This is a genomic window from Moorena sp. SIO4E2, from assembly GCF_010671945.1.
Lineage (GTDB): Bacteria > Cyanobacteriota > Cyanobacteriia > Cyanobacteriales > Coleofasciculaceae > Moorena > Moorena producens.
Map to the genome: position 1 here is coordinate 1 of NZ_JAAHIE010000124.1, position 15,944 is coordinate 15,944.

The 15,944-nt window shown below is 44.1% G+C and carries 16 protein-coding genes; 9 read left to right on the top strand and 7 right to left on the bottom strand.

Going from position 1 to position 15,944, the window contains the following annotated elements; genetic code table 11:
* Positions 1-1,095: WD40 repeat domain-containing protein (locus F6K37_RS15200; protein WP_287251022.1), on the top strand; the 1,095-nt coding region annotated here is incomplete at its 5' end.
* A gap of 6 nt (positions 1,096-1,101) precedes the next feature.
* Here F6K37_RS15200 and F6K37_RS15205 read toward each other — a convergent pair.
* A complete protein-coding gene (locus F6K37_RS15205; RefSeq protein ID WP_287251024.1) occupies positions 1,102-1,272 on the bottom strand; it encodes a hypothetical protein in 171 nt (56 codons plus the stop codon).
* 49 nt (positions 1,273-1,321) lie between these two features.
* On the opposite strand from F6K37_RS15205, the gene F6K37_RS15210 reads away from it, so the two are divergent.
* The 3 genes from F6K37_RS15210 to F6K37_RS15220 all read left to right on the top strand — a co-directional run bounded on the left by F6K37_RS15210 (position 1,322) and on the right by F6K37_RS15220 (position 3,838).
* Positions 1,322-1,762: a DUF29 domain-containing protein gene (locus F6K37_RS15210; RefSeq protein ID WP_287251026.1), complete on the top strand. Its 441-nt coding sequence runs from the start codon at positions 1,322-1,324 to the stop codon at positions 1,760-1,762.
* 163 nt (positions 1,763-1,925) lie between these two features.
* Positions 1,926-2,501 carry a Uma2 family endonuclease gene (locus F6K37_RS15215; protein WP_008189558.1) on the top strand — a complete coding sequence of 192 codons (576 nt, stop codon included), beginning with the start codon at positions 1,926-1,928 and terminating at the stop codon, positions 2,499-2,501.
* A 92-nt stretch (positions 2,502-2,593) separates the two neighbouring features.
* A complete protein-coding gene (locus tag F6K37_RS15220; RefSeq protein ID WP_008189560.1) occupies positions 2,594-3,838 on the top strand; it encodes an FAD-dependent hydroxylase in 1,245 nt (414 codons plus the stop codon).
* A gap of 17 nt (positions 3,839-3,855) precedes the next feature.
* Here the strand turns inward: F6K37_RS15220 and F6K37_RS15225 are convergent, their stop codons facing one another.
* Positions 3,856-4,479, bottom strand: a complete 624-nt coding sequence (locus F6K37_RS15225) for a hypothetical protein (protein WP_008189561.1) — start codon at positions 4,477-4,479, stop codon at positions 3,856-3,858.
* 419 nt (positions 4,480-4,898) lie between these two features.
* On the opposite strand from F6K37_RS15225, the gene F6K37_RS15230 reads away from it, so the two are divergent.
* Positions 4,899-6,377 carry a leucyl aminopeptidase gene (locus F6K37_RS15230; protein ID WP_008189563.1) on the top strand — a complete coding sequence of 493 codons (1,479 nt, stop codon included), beginning with the start codon at positions 4,899-4,901 and terminating at the stop codon, positions 6,375-6,377.
* A 360-nt stretch (positions 6,378-6,737) separates the two neighbouring features.
* Here F6K37_RS15230 and F6K37_RS15235 read toward each other — a convergent pair whose 3' ends face one another.
* From F6K37_RS15235 to F6K37_RS15250, 4 genes are all read right to left on the bottom strand, one after another.
* Positions 6,738-7,139 carry a helix-turn-helix domain-containing protein gene (locus F6K37_RS15235; protein ID WP_008189565.1) on the bottom strand — a complete coding sequence of 134 codons (402 nt, stop codon included), beginning with the start codon at positions 7,137-7,139 and terminating at the stop codon, positions 6,738-6,740.
* Positions 7,123-7,422: a type II toxin-antitoxin system HigB family toxin gene (locus F6K37_RS15240; RefSeq protein ID WP_008189566.1), complete on the bottom strand. Its 300-nt coding sequence runs from the start codon at positions 7,420-7,422 to the stop codon at positions 7,123-7,125. The genes F6K37_RS15235 and F6K37_RS15240 overlap by 17 nt, the downstream gene beginning before the upstream one ends.
* Positions 7,423-7,448: 26 nt before the next feature.
* On the bottom strand, positions 7,449-7,574 hold the full coding sequence (locus F6K37_RS15245) for a hypothetical protein (protein WP_267872108.1): 126 nt from the start codon (positions 7,572-7,574) through the stop codon (positions 7,449-7,451).
* A gap of 362 nt (positions 7,575-7,936) precedes the next feature.
* On the bottom strand, positions 7,937-8,245 hold the full coding sequence (locus F6K37_RS15250) for a hypothetical protein (RefSeq protein WP_131827208.1): 309 nt from the start codon (positions 8,243-8,245) through the stop codon (positions 7,937-7,939).
* Between F6K37_RS15250 and F6K37_RS15255 the strand changes: the two genes are divergently transcribed.
* On the top strand, positions 8,246-9,970 hold the full coding sequence (locus F6K37_RS15255; RefSeq protein ID WP_008189569.1) for an ABC transporter ATP-binding protein: 1,725 nt from the start codon (positions 8,246-8,248) through the stop codon (positions 9,968-9,970).
* Here F6K37_RS15255 and F6K37_RS15260 read toward each other — a convergent pair.
* A complete protein-coding gene (locus F6K37_RS15260) occupies positions 9,955-10,119 on the bottom strand; it encodes a hypothetical protein (RefSeq protein WP_287251029.1) in 165 nt (54 codons plus the stop codon). The two genes, F6K37_RS15255 and F6K37_RS15260, sit on opposite strands and share 16 nt — an antisense overlap.
* A gap of 278 nt (positions 10,120-10,397) precedes the next feature.
* Here F6K37_RS15260 and F6K37_RS15265 point away from each other — a divergent pair, with 278 nt between their 5' ends.
* The 3 genes from F6K37_RS15265 to F6K37_RS15275 all read left to right on the top strand — a co-directional run bounded on the left by F6K37_RS15265 (position 10,398) and on the right by F6K37_RS15275 (position 15,630).
* Positions 10,398-11,108 (top strand): ABC transporter ATP-binding protein, encoded by a 711-nt coding sequence (locus F6K37_RS15265; RefSeq protein ID WP_008189573.1) that lies wholly within the window; start codon positions 10,398-10,400, stop codon positions 11,106-11,108.
* Between the two features lie 358 nt (positions 11,109-11,466).
* Complete coding sequence (locus tag F6K37_RS15270) at positions 11,467-13,833, top strand: ABC transporter permease (protein ID WP_008189576.1); 2,367 nt, start codon at positions 11,467-11,469, stop codon at positions 13,831-13,833.
* 375 nt (positions 13,834-14,208) lie between these two features.
* Entirely contained in the window at positions 14,209-15,630 is a 1,422-nt protein-coding gene (locus F6K37_RS15275) for an efflux RND transporter periplasmic adaptor subunit (protein ID WP_287251031.1), read from the top strand.
* Positions 15,631-15,944: the final 314 nt, after the last annotated feature.

The window sequence follows — 15,944 nt, forward strand, 5'->3', positions numbered from 1 at the left end:
AGCCCAGATGGCAAAACTTTGGCTAGTGCTAGTGAAGATAAAACTGCTAAACTATGGCATTTAGATTATACCTGTAGCAAGCAAGGATTAGGGGAAATAAGGTCTAGTAAAACTATCAATCTACTGGATTTTTGTTTGACTCCAAACGTTCTAGAAAACCACAGAGATGTAGTGTTTAGTGTGAGTTTTAGCCCGGATGGCAAAACTATTGCTACGGCTAGCCGGGATAGTAAGGTTAGACTTTGGAGTAAGGATGGTAAAAAAATCCAAACACTCCAGGGGCATAAGGCTGGAGTCTTTAGCGTTAGTTTCAGCCCTGACAGTCAGACGATTGTATCTGGCAGTTGGGATCAAGCTGTTAAGCTTTGGAGTTTTAAAGGAACAGAACCCCAAAGGTTTAAAAAGCTTAGGGCTGCGATTAGAAGTGTTAATTTTAGTCCCGATGGTCTGATGATTGCTGCTGGTAGTGATGATAATACTATTAAGCTTTGGAGTCGCGAAAATTTATGTAATGGTGAATTAAAACCAGCAAACTTAAAACCAGCAAACTTAAAACCAGCAGTTGGATCAGACCATAACATAAATTTTTTGCCTTTTTGCTTAACTCCTACTATCCTCAAAGGTCATGATGATGTGATCTGGAGTGTCAGTTTTAGTCCCGACAGTCAGATGCTTGTCTCTGGTAGTGAGGACGAAACGGTTAAACTTTGGAGTAGAGACGGTAAAGAAATCCGAACTCTCAAAGGGCATCAGGGTAAGGTGTTTAGCGTTAGTTTCAGCCCAGATGGCAAGATGATTGCTTCGGCTAGTGGTGACAAAACGGTTAAACTCTGGAATTTGAAGGGGCAAGAAATTGAAACTCTGATTGGACATAATGATGGGGTTTTTAGCCTCAGTTTCAGTCCCGATGGCAAAATCCTGGCTTCATCTGACTCCAATGGCAATGTGATTATGTGGGATATGGATATAAGTTTAGATTTCAATGACCTTCTGGGTCGGGCTTGTAATTGGGTAGGGGATTATCTCAAGCACAATGCTGAAATCGATGAAAGCGATCGCACTATTTGTCATGGCATTAAACCCAAATCAAAATAGATTGGATTAAGGAAAGGCAAGAGGCAAGAGGCAAGAGGCAAGAGGCAAGCTAGCAATAGGCAAGCTAGCAATAGGCAAGCTAGCAAGAGGTAAGAGGCAAGAGGCAAGAGGTAAGAGGTAAGAGGCAAGAGGTAAGAGGCAAGAGGCAAGAGGCAAGAGGCAAGAGGCAAGAGGCAAGAGTTAATAAATTAAGAGATAAATTGGGTATATAAAGGGAGAGACAGTTGTGGAAAAATCATACACAAAAGACTTTCATTCCTGGACACAACAAACAGCACAGCTGTTGCGAGAAGGTCGTTGGCAAGAGATTGACTTAGAAAATCTGATTGAGGAGGTTGAAGACTTGGGCAAGAGTGAAAGGCGGGGAATTACTAGCCAATTGATTCGCCTGCTGTTACATTTGCTCAAGTGGCAATACCAGCATCAGCGTCGCTCGGATAGCTGGCTGGATTCGATTACTGACGCTCGGACTCAGATTGAGCTAGCTATTGAAGATAGTCCCAGTCTCAGGAGCTATCCAGCCCAGCAGCTGGAACAAAGCTATCAGCGGGCTCGCCGTAAGGCAGCCCAGCAAACCGGAATGCCTGTTTCGGTTTTCCCAGAGGCTTGCCCCTATTCTCTTGGATTGGCCTTAGATCAGGATTGGTTACCAGAAGCTGAAAATTAAAGCCTATTTTATGATAAAATAGGGAATATTGAATTAATTGATATTGGGGTGAGTTAAACCATAACTTGGACTGAAAAAATCAAGGCACTAGAGGCATGGGTTGATAAATTGGAAAAGAATAACTCCTCATACAATTAAGCTGTGTTTTTAAAGTTAAGTTATCATGACCCTGATCAAAACTAAGCGCTTTAGCCTAGCTGACTATCATCGCTTGATTGATAATGGTTTTCTAACAGAAGATGACCGGGTGGAGTTGATTCGGGGAGAGTTAATACAAATGGTGGCGAAGGGTACCTCCCACTCGGTTTGCAACACTAAGTTATGGCGAGAGTTGGACAGACTAGTAGGCGACCGTGGGGTAGTAAGGGGACAGGAACCAATCATCCTATCCAACGACAGTGAACCGGAACCGGATGTTGCGATCGCATGGGGTCAGGCAGATGACTACTTGCCAAATCACCCTTATCCAAAGGATATATTGCTGGTTATTGAGGTGTCAGATTCAACCCTGGAGTATGACCAGACCGTAAAGCTATCTTTATATTCAGAAAACCAAGTTCAGGATTACTGGATTGTTAACCTGGTGGCTGGTCAACTAGAGTGCTATACTCAGCCCTATCAAGATACTCAAAGAAATTTCGGCTATCGGGTCAAACGGGTGGTGTTGCCCAATGAAACGGTTACCATTCCTGGTCTTGGAGATTTGTGCCTAGAGTTAAGTCGTGTGTTTCCAGGTTGAGCAAAATTGGATCAGTTGATGGGTTGATCTAAAAGCGTCACAATGAAAAAGAGTATATATTACTATTTACCGAGACACTTACTACTATAGTTATGGCGCTGGAACTGCTGATTCAAACTACCTCAGCAACCCATCAAAGTTTTGATTACGACCTAGCCATTGTGGGTGGTGGCATTACTGGTTCTACCCTGGCCTGTGCGTTGAAACATTCTGGGTTGAGCGTATTACTCATAGAAGCAAAACCGAAGTCAGTGGCAGCTGCCAGGATACAAGCCTATGCTTTGTCTATCCTCTCAGGGCGTATTTTTGCAGGTATTGGGGTTTGGGATAAAATCCTGCCGCAGATTAGCACATTTCGGCAGATCAAGCTTTCCGATGCTAACCATTCCGGTGTGGTAAATTTTTCCCCTTCAGATTTAGGTACCAACGCCCTAGGGTATGTGGGAGAACACCGTCCGGTGCTAACGTCGTTGCAAGAATTTTTGACAGATTGCCCCAATGTTGACTGGCTGTGTCCAGCAGAAGTAGTGGATGTAGACTATCAGGAGTCTGGGGTGGAGATTACTGTCAAGGAGGGTGATACTCAGCATCGAATCAGGACAAGGCTCTTGGTGGCGGCTGATGGAGCGCGATCGCAAATTCGGACTAGGGCTAGGATTACGACTCGTGGCTGGAAATACTGGCAATCTTGTGTGACTGCCCGGATTAAAACTGAAAAGCCCCATAATAATACGGCTTTTGAACGCTTCTGGCCTAGTGGTCCGATGGGGGTGCTGCCCTTATCAGAGAATCGCTGCCAGGTGGTGTGGACAGCACCCCATGCTGAAGCCAAAGCTTTAAAAGAACTAGACGAAGATCAGTTTCTCGCTAAGCTGGAATACTACACTGGTGGTCTGTTGGGTCGCTTGGAGTTGGAATGCGATCGCTATTTGTTTCCAGTGCAGTTGATGCAGAGCGATCGCTATATTCAGTCAAGATTAGCACTAATTGGTGATGCTGCCCATTGCTGCCATCCTGTCGGTGGTCAAGGACTAAACCTTGGGATTCGCGATGCTGCTGCCCTTGCCCAAGTCTTGACTGAAGCACACCAAGCAGGGGAAGATATTGGAGCCATAGAGGTTCTTAAGCGCTATGAAAACTGGCGCAAGCAAGAGAATCTTGTCATCTTAGGGTTTACCGATACCCTAGATCGGATGTTTTCCAACAACTGGTTACCAATAGTGGCGATACGCCGTCTCGGGTTATGGATGCTGCGCCGGATTCGTCCAGTCAAGATTTATGCTTTGAAGTTGATGACTGGTTTAAGGGGAAATATTCCTCAAGTTGCTCAACAATAGAGCAGTGACTCTCTTACTCAATTACTGCTAGAGAGCGCTGCGATCAGAATTCTGGTTAAGGGTTCTAAATCCGTTGGTACCCGGTAGAGAGTCAATTGTTGGGTGATTAATTTATCTTGACGGTGCAGAATACCAAACTGCCAGATTGTTCCAGTTGAAACGGCTCCAAATAGTTGTGGCTGTTGCTCAACCGATGCGCATTTCTCCCACTGATCGAGAGCGATCAGTTCGACTGCCATCTGAGTGAAACCATTGGTAAGATCCTCTTGCTTTGCCTCAACTACTAACAGATTAGTCGTTGTCCTCAGCAAATAGTCCAACGCGCCTTGAAGCTGATTGCTGACCTTGATTGAATACTCAATTCGCAATTGCGCCCTTGTGTAGTGAATTAAATCTGCCATCACAGGTGCAATTAACATCTCCCGCCGGGATTGTTCGTTGCTCAGATCCAGGTAAGGTAAGATTTCTTCGAGGCGTGATTGGCGCTCCTGCAATCGATCTAACTCACCCTGATATTGCCGCAAATCCAATAAGGTACGTTCTAGTGAATAGCCATATTCTGCCAAGATTTCATCCGTCGGAGTTTTGAGTTTGGCTATTTCACTGAAGCTATAAGAACGGTTGGGGTCGAGCAGAGGCATAGGATGGAAACCAGAAATCAGCAATTAAGGGGAAATATTCCTCAAGTGGCTCTACAATCAAGCATCGCTTAAGTCAATAGAACACTTCTTTCTAGTTTGGCTTACCTCGTCAAGCCAGTAAGACCTCGACAAAAATGTTTAGTTTCGTATAGCGTTGTCGAGGATTTACTTTTTGTGTGTTAACTGACTCGATATTTTGAGCCATAAACGTCTCGATCCGGAACAAGTTTATTGATAGTTTATGATTATCAATTCTAAATATAACACAGATAGAATGTTTTTTTCGTTAATCGTCAGATAAAATTTCAACAATCTTTACACTAACTAACCGCCACACCCCCTCACCCCATTACCAGTCAATATTTGTTATGGTATTGGTTCAAAAACTATTCATTGTAATTACCTAGACAGAAAAAAATATGGAAATTCGCGGAACCGATACACTAAGGTTAGACTGGACTGGTGATGCTTTAGCCATTGGGTTATTTGAGGATGCTGTAGACCTGACTGGTGATTTAGCCGAGTTGGATCAGAAACTGACTGGTACGATTACAGAATTGATCGAGGAAACAGAATTTAAGGGTAGCACTAGTAGTTCTGCTGTCACCCGTGTCGGATCCGGTAGCCCAATCCGTAAAATTATCCTGGTAGGATTGGGTAAAGCTGATGACCTGAGCTTAGATACACTGCGCCGTGGAAGTGCCACAATTGCCCGGACTGCGAAACAGCAAAAGATTACAACTCTTGGAATTAGCTTACCGGTGGTTAATGATGACCCCATAGCAACGGCACAAGGGATCACTGAGGGGATAATCCTGGCTCTACACCAAGACAATCGCTTTAAGTCGGAATCCGAGGATAAGGGCGCAAAGCTGGAACAGATTGATTTACTGGCATTGGCTGGGCAAGAAGCAGGGATTGATAAGGCTCAGAAAATCTGTGAAGGTGTAATTTTGGCACGAGAGTTGGTAGCAGCACCAGCTAATGAGGTGACACCAATTAGTTTGGCTCAGACAGCAGAGGAGCTGGCCTCAGAGTATGGTTTTTCCCTGGAAATCTTGGACAGGGAAGCCTGTGAAGAACTGGGAATGGGTGCTTTTCTTGGGGTTGCCAAAGCCTCAGATCTGCCTCCCAAGTTTATTCATATGACCTATAAACCTGATGGTACTCCAAAACGCAAATTAGCGATTGTGGGTAAGGGCTTAACCTTTGACTCCGGTGGCTTGAATCTTAAAGGTGCTGGTAGTGGCATCGAGACTATGAAAATGGATATGGGGGGGGCGGCGGCTACCTTGGGGACTGCTAAGGCAATTGGCCAGTTGAAGCCGGATGTCGAGGTTCACTTTATCAGTGCGGCCACGGAAAATATGATTAGTGGTCATGCCATGCACCCAGGGGATATTCTTACTGCTTCTAATGGTAAGACGATTGAGGTCAATAATACGGATGCCGAAGGAAGACTAACCCTAGCAGATGCTTTAGTGTTTGCGGAAAAATTAGAGGTGGATGCGATCGCAGATTTAGCTACCTTGACTGGTGCCTGTGTTGTAGCATTGGGAAATGATATTGCTGGTTTATGGACCACTGATGAAACAATAGCGCAACAGTTTAAAGATGCGGCAGAAGCGGCTGGTGAAAAATTATGGCAGATGCCCATGGAAGAGAAGTACTTTGAGGGATTAAAGTCTCAAATTGCTGATTTCAAAAATACTGGACCCCGTGCAGCTGGTTCGATTACGGCAGCCTTGTTCTTGAAGCAATTTGTTAAGGAAACGCCTTGGGTACATATCGATATTGCTGGAACAGTTTGGACTGATAAAGAAAATGGTTGTAATAATTCTGGTGCGACTGGCTTTCCAGTTCGTACTTTAGTGAATTGGGTATTGAGTGAGACTTAAGGTAATAGGTAATGGGGAATGGGTAATAAGTAATCGGTAACTGACCCAACTATACTTAATATCATTACTTAAGATCATTCCTTAGTTTAGCAACCCCCTAGTAAGGCACGGCGGAAATAAAGATACCTTTCAAAAAGAGCGAAACACTTATATAATAAGTATGCAATAATTTTGAATTTTAACTTCCGCCCAGCATTACTAGCTATGGGTTTTTAAGGAAAGCCATTGGCTGAGCTAGATAATTTTATGATTTTATGGAACAGGGAATAGGTAATAGTTAAAAACTCCTGTGTACCTGATAAGTATGGAAAACTCTATACATCGAATCGAAATGAAGTTTTAGCAATTGGTGAGCGCTTTTCACATAAACAAACTGGAATCAACTTGAAAAAAAACTCCCAAGGTTTTGGCTTGATATTTGCTAATTTCTCGCTTTCCATTAACGATGTCATCAACGGTTTTTTTAGAGCCAATAATTCCCACTAAATCCGCTGGTTTTATGTCTTTTTGATCCATTAAAAAAAGTAACATAGACTGAGGCTCAGATCTAATCCCTGGTGAGTAATAGTCTTGTTCAAATTTTTCAATTAATGTAATCAGCAATTCATAAATTTCATCTTCTTCTGGTGTTCGTTTAGGTCGGTGCATCAACTCTTCTACAAAAGCTAAAGCTTTTTCATTCTCTTCTTCTGTTTTAATCATTTTAGGTTGATATTTAATTAACAGTTTTTTGTATGGCTTTTGATTAAAAGTAAGGGTCATTCTTCCAGTTATTATAGTCGTATTCTGCGTGATTCAGAATATACTTGATGTAAATTAAATGCTTTTCATAATCTATACTTACAATTAAGCGGTACTTATTCCCCTTAATATTAAAAACTGTAAAATTTCCTACTGCTTCAGCTTTTCTAAAAACTGATTGTACCTCAACTAAGTTAGACCAAGTAGCCTGATTGGCAATCTTATACCAGTTATCGAGAGCATCATGGCAATCAGCGTGTTTTTCACTAAATTCCCGCAAACGTCGATAGCTGATCACATGCATTTGATATCCTCTTTGGTGCCCTGAACCTAGACACAACTCTGATTTCCTGTCTTGATGCAATAGCGAGTGGGGGAAACCACGGCAATAGCGAGTGGGGGGAACCCCCAAGACCGTAATGGTGCGTTTTCCGCATTAAGAATGAAATTCGCCACGGGTCGCACCTCTGCATCGCTTTATTTTGAAACCAAAGGGAATAGAGCTATTCCAAGTTATGTTAACTAGCCCAATCAACTTTTGCGTAATCGGATTGCCTTGAATGGGACTGGTCTTGAACTGGGGCAATAAAAATGATTGATAACGCCCAAATTTATTAAACCTGGGAAATCCATATTATCTGGTGTTAAATGCTTCTATGGTCTTGTGCAGTGGTTTAATCACATCCTGAGTTACCTGAGAGTGAAATGCTTTTTGGGGCTTGAAGCTCGAAGACAGATAAAATTATTATTTTTAAGGCCACAGTAGTTCTGACTTTGAATACCAACCAATGATCAGCATATCACAATAATGGTCATGGTCACAGAGAACGTAGTGCGTTCGCGAAGCGTGGCCTACGGCCAATCGCGAAGCGTGACATGCACGGGCTTTGCCCGACGCTGCGCGAACGGTCAATCGCATTTTGGGAAGTCTGTAGGGTGGGCATTGCTGGGCAAATCCCAAACCACTTCCAACGAAGCCTAGCCACCAATGCCCACCAACTAAGGTTTTTCATTCCCAACTGTTTGAGCCATGGTTTGAACCATCTCAGGCCAATGGGGTGCTTGTCACCATCAGCTAACCGTAAGTGATAGGTTAAAACAGAAGCCATCATTCTCCCGATTGACACTTGAAACCTCACTCTAGTTACTGGCAACTGCGACCTTACCTTCGTTCCCAACGCTTAACTCTGGCTCAGACATTGGTTTGTACATTAGTATTCACCGTCTGCTGGCCCCTACTCCTTTGGCTATCTGAGCCCTTTTTTGCTGTGGTCGGACAGGGAAAACTGGTCAGGAGTCTTCAGCTAGCTGGGTTAGCTGCTGTTGTATTTCTGACCCAGAAAATAGCGCAGTACTGTTTATATACCCTATCAGCAAAAGCTTCACTACAGATTGCCCTCCATTTACGCCAAAACGTTTTTAACCATTTGCAGCGCCTCAGTATTGGTTACTTTGAAGCTGCTAGAACTGGTGACCTTACCTACCGACTCACCGAAGATCTCGATCGGATTGGGGAGGTGATTTACAAAATTGTTCGTGATTTTATTCCTTGTGTCTTGCAACTGATTGTAGTACTAACTGCTGTCATCTATATTAATCCAGAACTGACCTTAGCCATAGTAATTATTGCACCATTGATGGGCTTGTTGATTGGTTGGTTTGGGGAACAGATCCGGAAATTCTCCCATCGCAGCCAAAATCGGATATCGGATTTGTCCGCAATGCTGACGGAAGTGTTTAGCGGGATTCGATTAATCCAAGCTTTTGCCGCAGAAGACCATACCCTCGAAAAATTTAGCCAAGAAGCGGAAAACAACCGCAAAGCCAAGTATGCTGCTGAACGCCTCAGAGCAATTCAGTTTCCCATAGTTGGTTTTCTAGAAGCGTTGTGCTTCTTATTACTATTATTGTTGGGAGCATGGCAAATTGCTGAGGGTAACCTCACGGCTTCCAAGTTTGTAAGCTACGGTATCGGTGTTGCCATGTTGATTGATCCGATCAACATCTTAACCCAAAACTATAATGAGTTCAAACAGGGAGAAGCATCCATAGACCGCATCTTTGAACTATTTGCCCTTGAGCCAACGGTAATGGAAAAGCCAAGCGCTATAGTTTTACCCCCAGCGACGGGTAGGGTGGAATACTGTAATGTCAGCTTTGCTTATCAACCTGGTGAGCCTGTACTGAGAAATTTGAATTTAGAAATTGCTCCGGGAGATGCGATCGCATTAGTCGGCGCTTCGGGTGCTGGTAAAACTACTTTGGTTAATCTCCTGCCCCGCTTCTATGATCCACAATCTGGGGAAATCCTGATTGATGGGATCAATATTCAAGATATTACCCTCAATAGTCTACGGCGTCAGATTGGCATTGTTCCCCAGGATACCACTCTCTTTTCAGGTACTATTGCTCAGAATATTGCCTTTGGTCAATTAAAACCTGACTTTAAAGCTGTTCAGGAAGCGGCTAAGATTGCCAATGCTCACCAATTCATTATTAAACTATCCCAAGGATATCACACTTGGGTAGGGGAGAGGGGAATTAATTTATCGGGAGGGCAACGACAACGGATTGCGATCGCACGAGCGGTACTGCTCGATCCTAGAATCTTGATTCTCGATGAAGCTACCTCCGCTTTAGACTCAGAATCAGAAGCCTTAGTACAAGAAGCCTTAGAACGGATTATGAAAGACCGCACTGTTTTTATTATTGCTCACCGATTAGCAACAGTGCGCCGTGCTGATCGGATTCTGGTAGTAGAACAAGGACGAATTGTTGAATCGGGAAACCATGAAGTACTGTTAGAAAAAGGTGGTCGTTATGCTCGGTTTTATGCTCAGCAATTTAATTGATTTAATGGCTCTAGTAAAGGGAACAGGGAACAGCGGAATCGGGAATCGGGAATCGGGAATCGGGAATCGGGAATCGGGAATCGGGAATCGGGAATCGGGAATCGGGAATCGGGAATCGGGAATCGGGAATAGTAGACAATAATTGTCACAATTTATTTAGGATTTATATCTAGTCATTACTCTTGAAATAATCAATCATGAATTATAGCAATTTGCAGATATTTTGATTATCAAAATTGAACAAAAAATATTGATTAAATTTTTCAATTGGCAATAATAAATCACTTATATTGAATGCTAAATAGTTTTTCCCTGTTCCCTGTTCCCTGTTCCCTGTTCCCTATTCCCTGTTCCCTGTTCCCTGTTCCCTGTTCCCTGTTCCCTAAAAACTTAGAAATATTTACTTAGTAAAGTCGCCAACCGCTATATGAACAATGAACCTATTTTCAAAGTGCGTGACGTGACTAAAACCTATCAGATGGGGGAGGTGAATGTTCAGGCACTAAAATCAGTTACTATTGACCTCTATGGAGGAGAATTTGTAGTATTGCTTGGTCCGTCTGGAAGTGGCAAGTCCACTCTGCTGAATATTCTCGGAGGACTTGATGTTCCCTCCTTCGGACAAGTCAAATTCTATAATCGTGATTTATCAAGTGCTGATGATCGTGCTCTTACCCGCTTCCGTCGGGAGTGCGTGGGTTTTGTGTTCCAATTCTACAATTTGATTCCCAGCTTGACGGCTCAGGAAAATGTTGCTCTGGTGACGGAAATTGCTCCTCGTCCGATGCGTCCTCGGGAAGCTTTGGGACTAGTGGGACTCGACCATCGCCTTAACCATTTTCCGGCTCAATTATCTGGGGGTGAACAACAACGGGTTGCGATCGCTCGTGCTATTGCCAAACGTCCTCAAGTGCTCCTATGTGATGAACCAACCGGAGCGTTAGACTTTCAGACCGGTAAGCTAGTATTGAATGTATTGGAGCGAGTCAATCAGGAATTGGGAACAACTACTGCTGTAATTACTCACAATGCTGGAATTGCGGCTATGGCAGATCGGGTGATTACCATGCGTAGTGGTGAGATTATTAGTGTACATGGTAATCAGACTAAGATTGCTCCTGAGGATTTAGAGTGGTAAGTCAACGATTGAGTATATTAAGAATTGAATCAAATTACCTAGCTCGATAGAAAACCGGAGGTATAAAAGAACTAGAGGGAGTCACAAAGTAAAAGACTTCCCAAGGAGTTGAGCTATGATAGCAATATTATTAACAACTTTCTTAGTTTGCTGTCTGTTCGGCTTGACATTAGTTTGTGAAGCTTTGTTTTATACAGAAGAAGAGCAGTTATAAAAAATCGAGCGTTGCTTAATAATGGAATGATTTTAAGAGTTTTTAGGTGCGCTTTCCGTATTAAGAATTAAATTCGCCACGGGTCGCACCTGTAGAATGGGCATCTTGCCTGTTCCTGACATTTTCGGTTGGTCTTAGACTTCCATGAATTCCCTAGACCGTAAACTCTTACGTGACCTATGGCAATTACGAGGTCAGGTGATTGCGATCGCATTAGTAGTAGCCTGTGGCATTGCTAGCTTCGTCCTAGCCAGGAGTGCCTATAGCTCTTTGCGACTAATCCAAGACACATATTACAACCGCTACCATTTTGCCCAAGTTTTCGCTTCCCTCAAACGCGCCCCAGAAAGCCTCAAATCCCAAATTGGTGCTATTCCCGGTATTGCCCAAACCCAAACTCGGATTGTGGTTGATGTCACCCTTGATGTGCCTGGTTTAACAGAACCAGCCACAGGAAGACTAATCTCAATTCCTGAGCGTCGTAAGTCCAAACTCAACGACTTATTTATTCGTCAAGGTCGCTATATTGAACCAGGACGAGGAGATGAAGTACTTGTCAGTGAAGCCTTCGCCCAAGCCAATCAACTCAACTTGGGTGATACCATGGGTGCCATTATTAATGGACGTTGGGAAAAATTGCGAATAGTAGGAATTGCCCTATCACCAGAATACGTTTATGAAGTGCGAGGTGCTGGAGAAATCTTCCCAGATAATCGGCGATTTGGAGTGGTTTGGATAGGTCGGGAAGCCTTGGGTAAAGCCTTCGACCTTGATGGTGCCTTTAACGATGTCAGCCTTTCCTTAATTCCAGGGGCTCAAGAAAGGGAAATTATTAGCCGTTTGGATCGATTACTGGAACGCTACGGTGGGTTAGGTGCTTATGGAAGGGAAGATCAGCTATCCCATCAAATTCTAGCAGATGAACTCAGCAGTTTGGAAGTCTCTGCTACTTTTATGCCTTCGATTTTTTTAGCGATCGCATCTTTCCTACTGCATGTTGTCCTCTCTCGCCTAATCGGAACCCAACGGGAGCAAATTGCTGTGCTCAAAGCCTTTGGTTACAGTAACCTAACCATCGGTATCCATTATCTTAAATTTGTCCTTGCCATTGTCAGTGTAGGAGGTATCCTTGGCACCCTAGTTGGTCTTTGGCTCGGCAATGGACTAACCCAACTTTATGCTGAATTTTTTCGCTTTCCCCTACTACGCTATGACGTCAGCTCAGACTTAGTCGCCACCGCCATCTTAGTCAGCTTTACCGCAGCAGCAATTGGTGGACTAATGGCGGTACGTCGGGCAATTTCCCTTCCTCCAGCCCAAGCCATGCGTCCCGAACCCCCAGCTCAATTCAAACCTATCATTATTGAACGGCTAGGTCTACAGCAGTTTTTATCCCCTGCCGGTGGTATTATCCTCCGTAATTTGGAACGCAAGCCCATCCAAGCCTTCCTATCCATTATGGGAATAGCTGTTGCTGTAGCAATTCTCCTGACTGGGTTGTACATCGGAGATGCACTGACATACCTGATGGATTTTCAATTCCGCCAAGTACAACGGGAAGATCTCACCATTATCTTTAATCAACCCCGTCCCGCACGTACCCGTTACGAAATCACTCACTTACCAGGAGTGATTCGTTCCGAACCATTCCGCATCGTACCAGTACGTTTACGCTTTGACCATCATACCTATCGCAGTGCTTTAACTGGAATCGACCCAGCCGGAGAATTCCGCCGTCTGCTAGACAAGAATTGGTACACCGTGCATCTACCCCCAGACGGAGTTGTCATGACTACCAAACTAGCCGAAATCCTAGGTGTTACTCCTGGAGATACCCTAACCGTGGAAGTCCTGGAAGGAAGCCGTCCCGTGCGTCAAGTTCCTGTAGTCGGCTTGGTGGATGAACTCTTCGGTGTCTCAGCATATATGGATATCCATGCCCTCAACCGACTGATGCGAGAAGGACAAACTATTTCTGGTGCTTACCTCTCCGTTGATCCTCACCTTGCTAGTCAGCTTTACTATCGCCTCAAACGTCTACCGGCCATTACCGGTATTGCCACCCGTGAAGCCAACCTAGAAAGCTTTGAGGAAATTAGTGCTAAACTTCTGCGAGTCTTCACAGCAGTACTAGTAATTTTTGCCTGCATTATTACCTTCAGCGTAGTCTATAACTCAGCACGGATTGCCCTATCAGAAAGAGGACGAGAATTAGCCAGTCTCAGGATTATGGGATTCACTCGTGCTGAAATTGCCTTTATTCTCCTAGGTGAACAAGTTATTCTTACCCTACTCGCCCTTCCAATTGGTTTTGGACTCGGATACGGTTTAGCTGCTTTAATGTCTGTTGCCTATAATTCTGAACTTTACCGTTTTCCCTTAATTATTACTAAAGATACCTATGCTTTTACATTTGTTATCGTAATAGTAGCAGCATTATGTTCTGGGTTAATTATCCGCAGAAAGCTGAATCGTCTGGACTTAATCGCTGTTTTGAAAACCAGGGAATAAGCATCAACATGGTGATAGTTACATCAGTGCGGAGCCTGCTGATTCCTTTGTATTCAGCTTAGTTTGCATGTTGTAACTAAGGGTGCATCTCACTTTTAGAAATGTTGCGTAGGGTGCGTTAGGGGCGGGCTAGCCCTGATTTTCCGCCTCTTCGTTCCTGGTTGAAACAGCCCGCCCCGTAACGCACCATCAGGTCAAACAGCTTTTAGGAGATGCACCCGTAACTAACACAAGCTATGGAACAGTAAAAAAGTAATAGCAGTAATTAAATAGTAGTAATTAAATAGTAGTAATTAAATACTGTTGCGATCGCAAAATCAATTCCGCGATTTTAGACACTTCATGAAGCACCTTCCTCAACGGCTAACTTACCTTATGGTTGGAGTTGGCATCATCACAGTAGTTGTCCTAGCATTTCGTCCTGCACCGATTCGGGTTGATCTAGCCGAAGTTAAACGCAGTAGTTTGCAAGTAACAGTGGATGGAGAGGGAAAGACCCGTATCCGCTCCCGCTTCGTAGTTTCAGCTCCTGTTGCCGGTCGGCTGGCGAGGATTAAACTAGATGAAGGAGATAAAATTAAACAAGGGGCAATAATTGCCCAAATTGACCGCCTTCCTCTAGATGCAGACGTCCGAGAAGCTCAAGCACGGCTAAGGCAATGGCAAGCAGAGCGTGATGGGGTAGCAACCAAGCGACCAAAACCAGAAGCTTTATTCCAGGCTCAAGCCCGGATCCGGTCAGCAGCAGCCCAACAGCAAGAAGCTCAAGCTCGGGTCCAGCAAGCATTAGCAGCACTAGAGCAAGCAAAACGCGATCGCCAACGCTCCCAACAGTTATACATTGATGGCGCAATCTCTCGTAAAGACCTCGAAACAGCTCAATTGTTAGAAACTACCTGCCAGAGGGAATTAGAAGCAGCACGACGGGAAGTGGACAGTGTGGCCGCTGAAGTAGTAGCAGCCAAAGAAGCCCGTGCCATTCTCCAAGCCGAACAGAGAGACCCTGACTATTTACTTGATGTCTACAATGCTCGCATTGCCAGTGTTCAAGCTGAACTTGCCAAGCTAGCCGATGAAGCAGCCCGTGCCGAAATTCATTCCCCAATTGATGGTTATGTCCTACGAGTCCTAGAAGAAAGTGCTCGATATGTAGAAGCCGGAACTCCCCTGTTGGAACTAGGAAATCCTGCCGACCTAGAGATTGTCGTTGATTTGCTTTCTACTGATGCGGTCAAAGTCAAGCCAGGAGCAAAAATGTTCATTGAACATTGGGGGGGAGAGCGCACCCTAAACGCTCAGGTGAAGTACGTCGAACCCTCAGGTTTTACCAAAATTTCAGCTCTTGGGGTAGAAGAACAGCGAGTGAATGCGATCGCTAATTTTGTAGATTCCCCAATTCCTTTAGGTGATCGCTACCGAGTAGAAACACGGATTGTAGTTTGGGAAAGCTCAGATGTGCTAGTCGTTCCCTTAAGTGCCATTTTCCGCTGCGACTCACAACAAAATAGCTCCTTGGACCCGATTGCACAAAATAGGGATGATTTGTCCGTGTCTGCAACAGGGGGAACACAGGGAAGTAACCAATTTTCAGATCATCAAGGGAGTATCCAGCGCTCCAACTTCCAGACTTGGTGTACGTTTGTGGTGGAAAACAACCAAGCGAAGAAACGTCAGATTATAATTAGTCAGCGCAGTAATCTTGAAGCAGTGATTCAACAAGGACTTCGAGAAGGAGAAATAGTCATCTTGCATCCCACTGAGCAAATTCAGGAAGGAAAACAAGTTGCACCCCGTTGACTAGCTATCCGTTGACTAGCTATAATATATAATTCGAATTTGAGATGTGAAACTTAATTGATAGCAAAAGCGATGGGCGTTGCTGAATTCAGGTATAACTTCAAGTTAGTGATCGCTAAATCAAAAATCAATTAGCAACGCCAAAAATGCTATAAGTCAAGCAACAGTTAACTGGCATATTTTTTATTCAACCTTCAACCTTCAACCTTCAACCTTCAACCTTCAACCTTCAACCTTCAACCTTCAACCTTCAACCTTCAACCTTCAACCTTCAACCTTCAACCTTCAACCTTCAACCTTCAACCTTCAACCTT

Bases quoted from the DNA above. Each gene is read 5' to 3' on its own strand.
- F6K37_RS15240 (WP_008189566.1), bottom strand. From the start codon at position 7,422: ATGCATGTGATCAGCTATCGACGTTTGCGGGAATTTAGTGAAAAACAC.
- F6K37_RS15235 (WP_008189565.1), bottom strand. From the start codon at position 7,139: ATGACCCTTACTTTTAATCAAAAGCCATACAAAAAACTGTTAATTAAA.
- F6K37_RS15270 (WP_008189576.1), top strand. From the start codon at position 11,467: ATGAATTCCCTAGACCGTAAACTCTTACGTGACCTATGGCAATTACGA.
- F6K37_RS15215 (WP_008189558.1), top strand. From the start codon at position 1,926: ATGACCCTGATCAAAACTAAGCGCTTTAGCCTAGCTGACTATCATCGC.
- F6K37_RS15225 (WP_008189561.1), bottom strand. From the start codon at position 4,479: ATGCCTCTGCTCGACCCCAACCGTTCTTATAGCTTCAGTGAAATAGCC.
- F6K37_RS15275 (WP_287251031.1), top strand. From the start codon at position 14,209: ATGGTTGGAGTTGGCATCATCACAGTAGTTGTCCTAGCATTTCGTCCT.
- F6K37_RS15230 (WP_008189563.1), top strand. From the start codon at position 4,899: ATGGAAATTCGCGGAACCGATACACTAAGGTTAGACTGGACTGGTGAT.
- F6K37_RS15220 (WP_008189560.1), top strand. From the start codon at position 2,594: ATGGCGCTGGAACTGCTGATTCAAACTACCTCAGCAACCCATCAAAGT.
- F6K37_RS15265 (WP_008189573.1), top strand. From the start codon at position 10,398: ATGAACAATGAACCTATTTTCAAAGTGCGTGACGTGACTAAAACCTAT.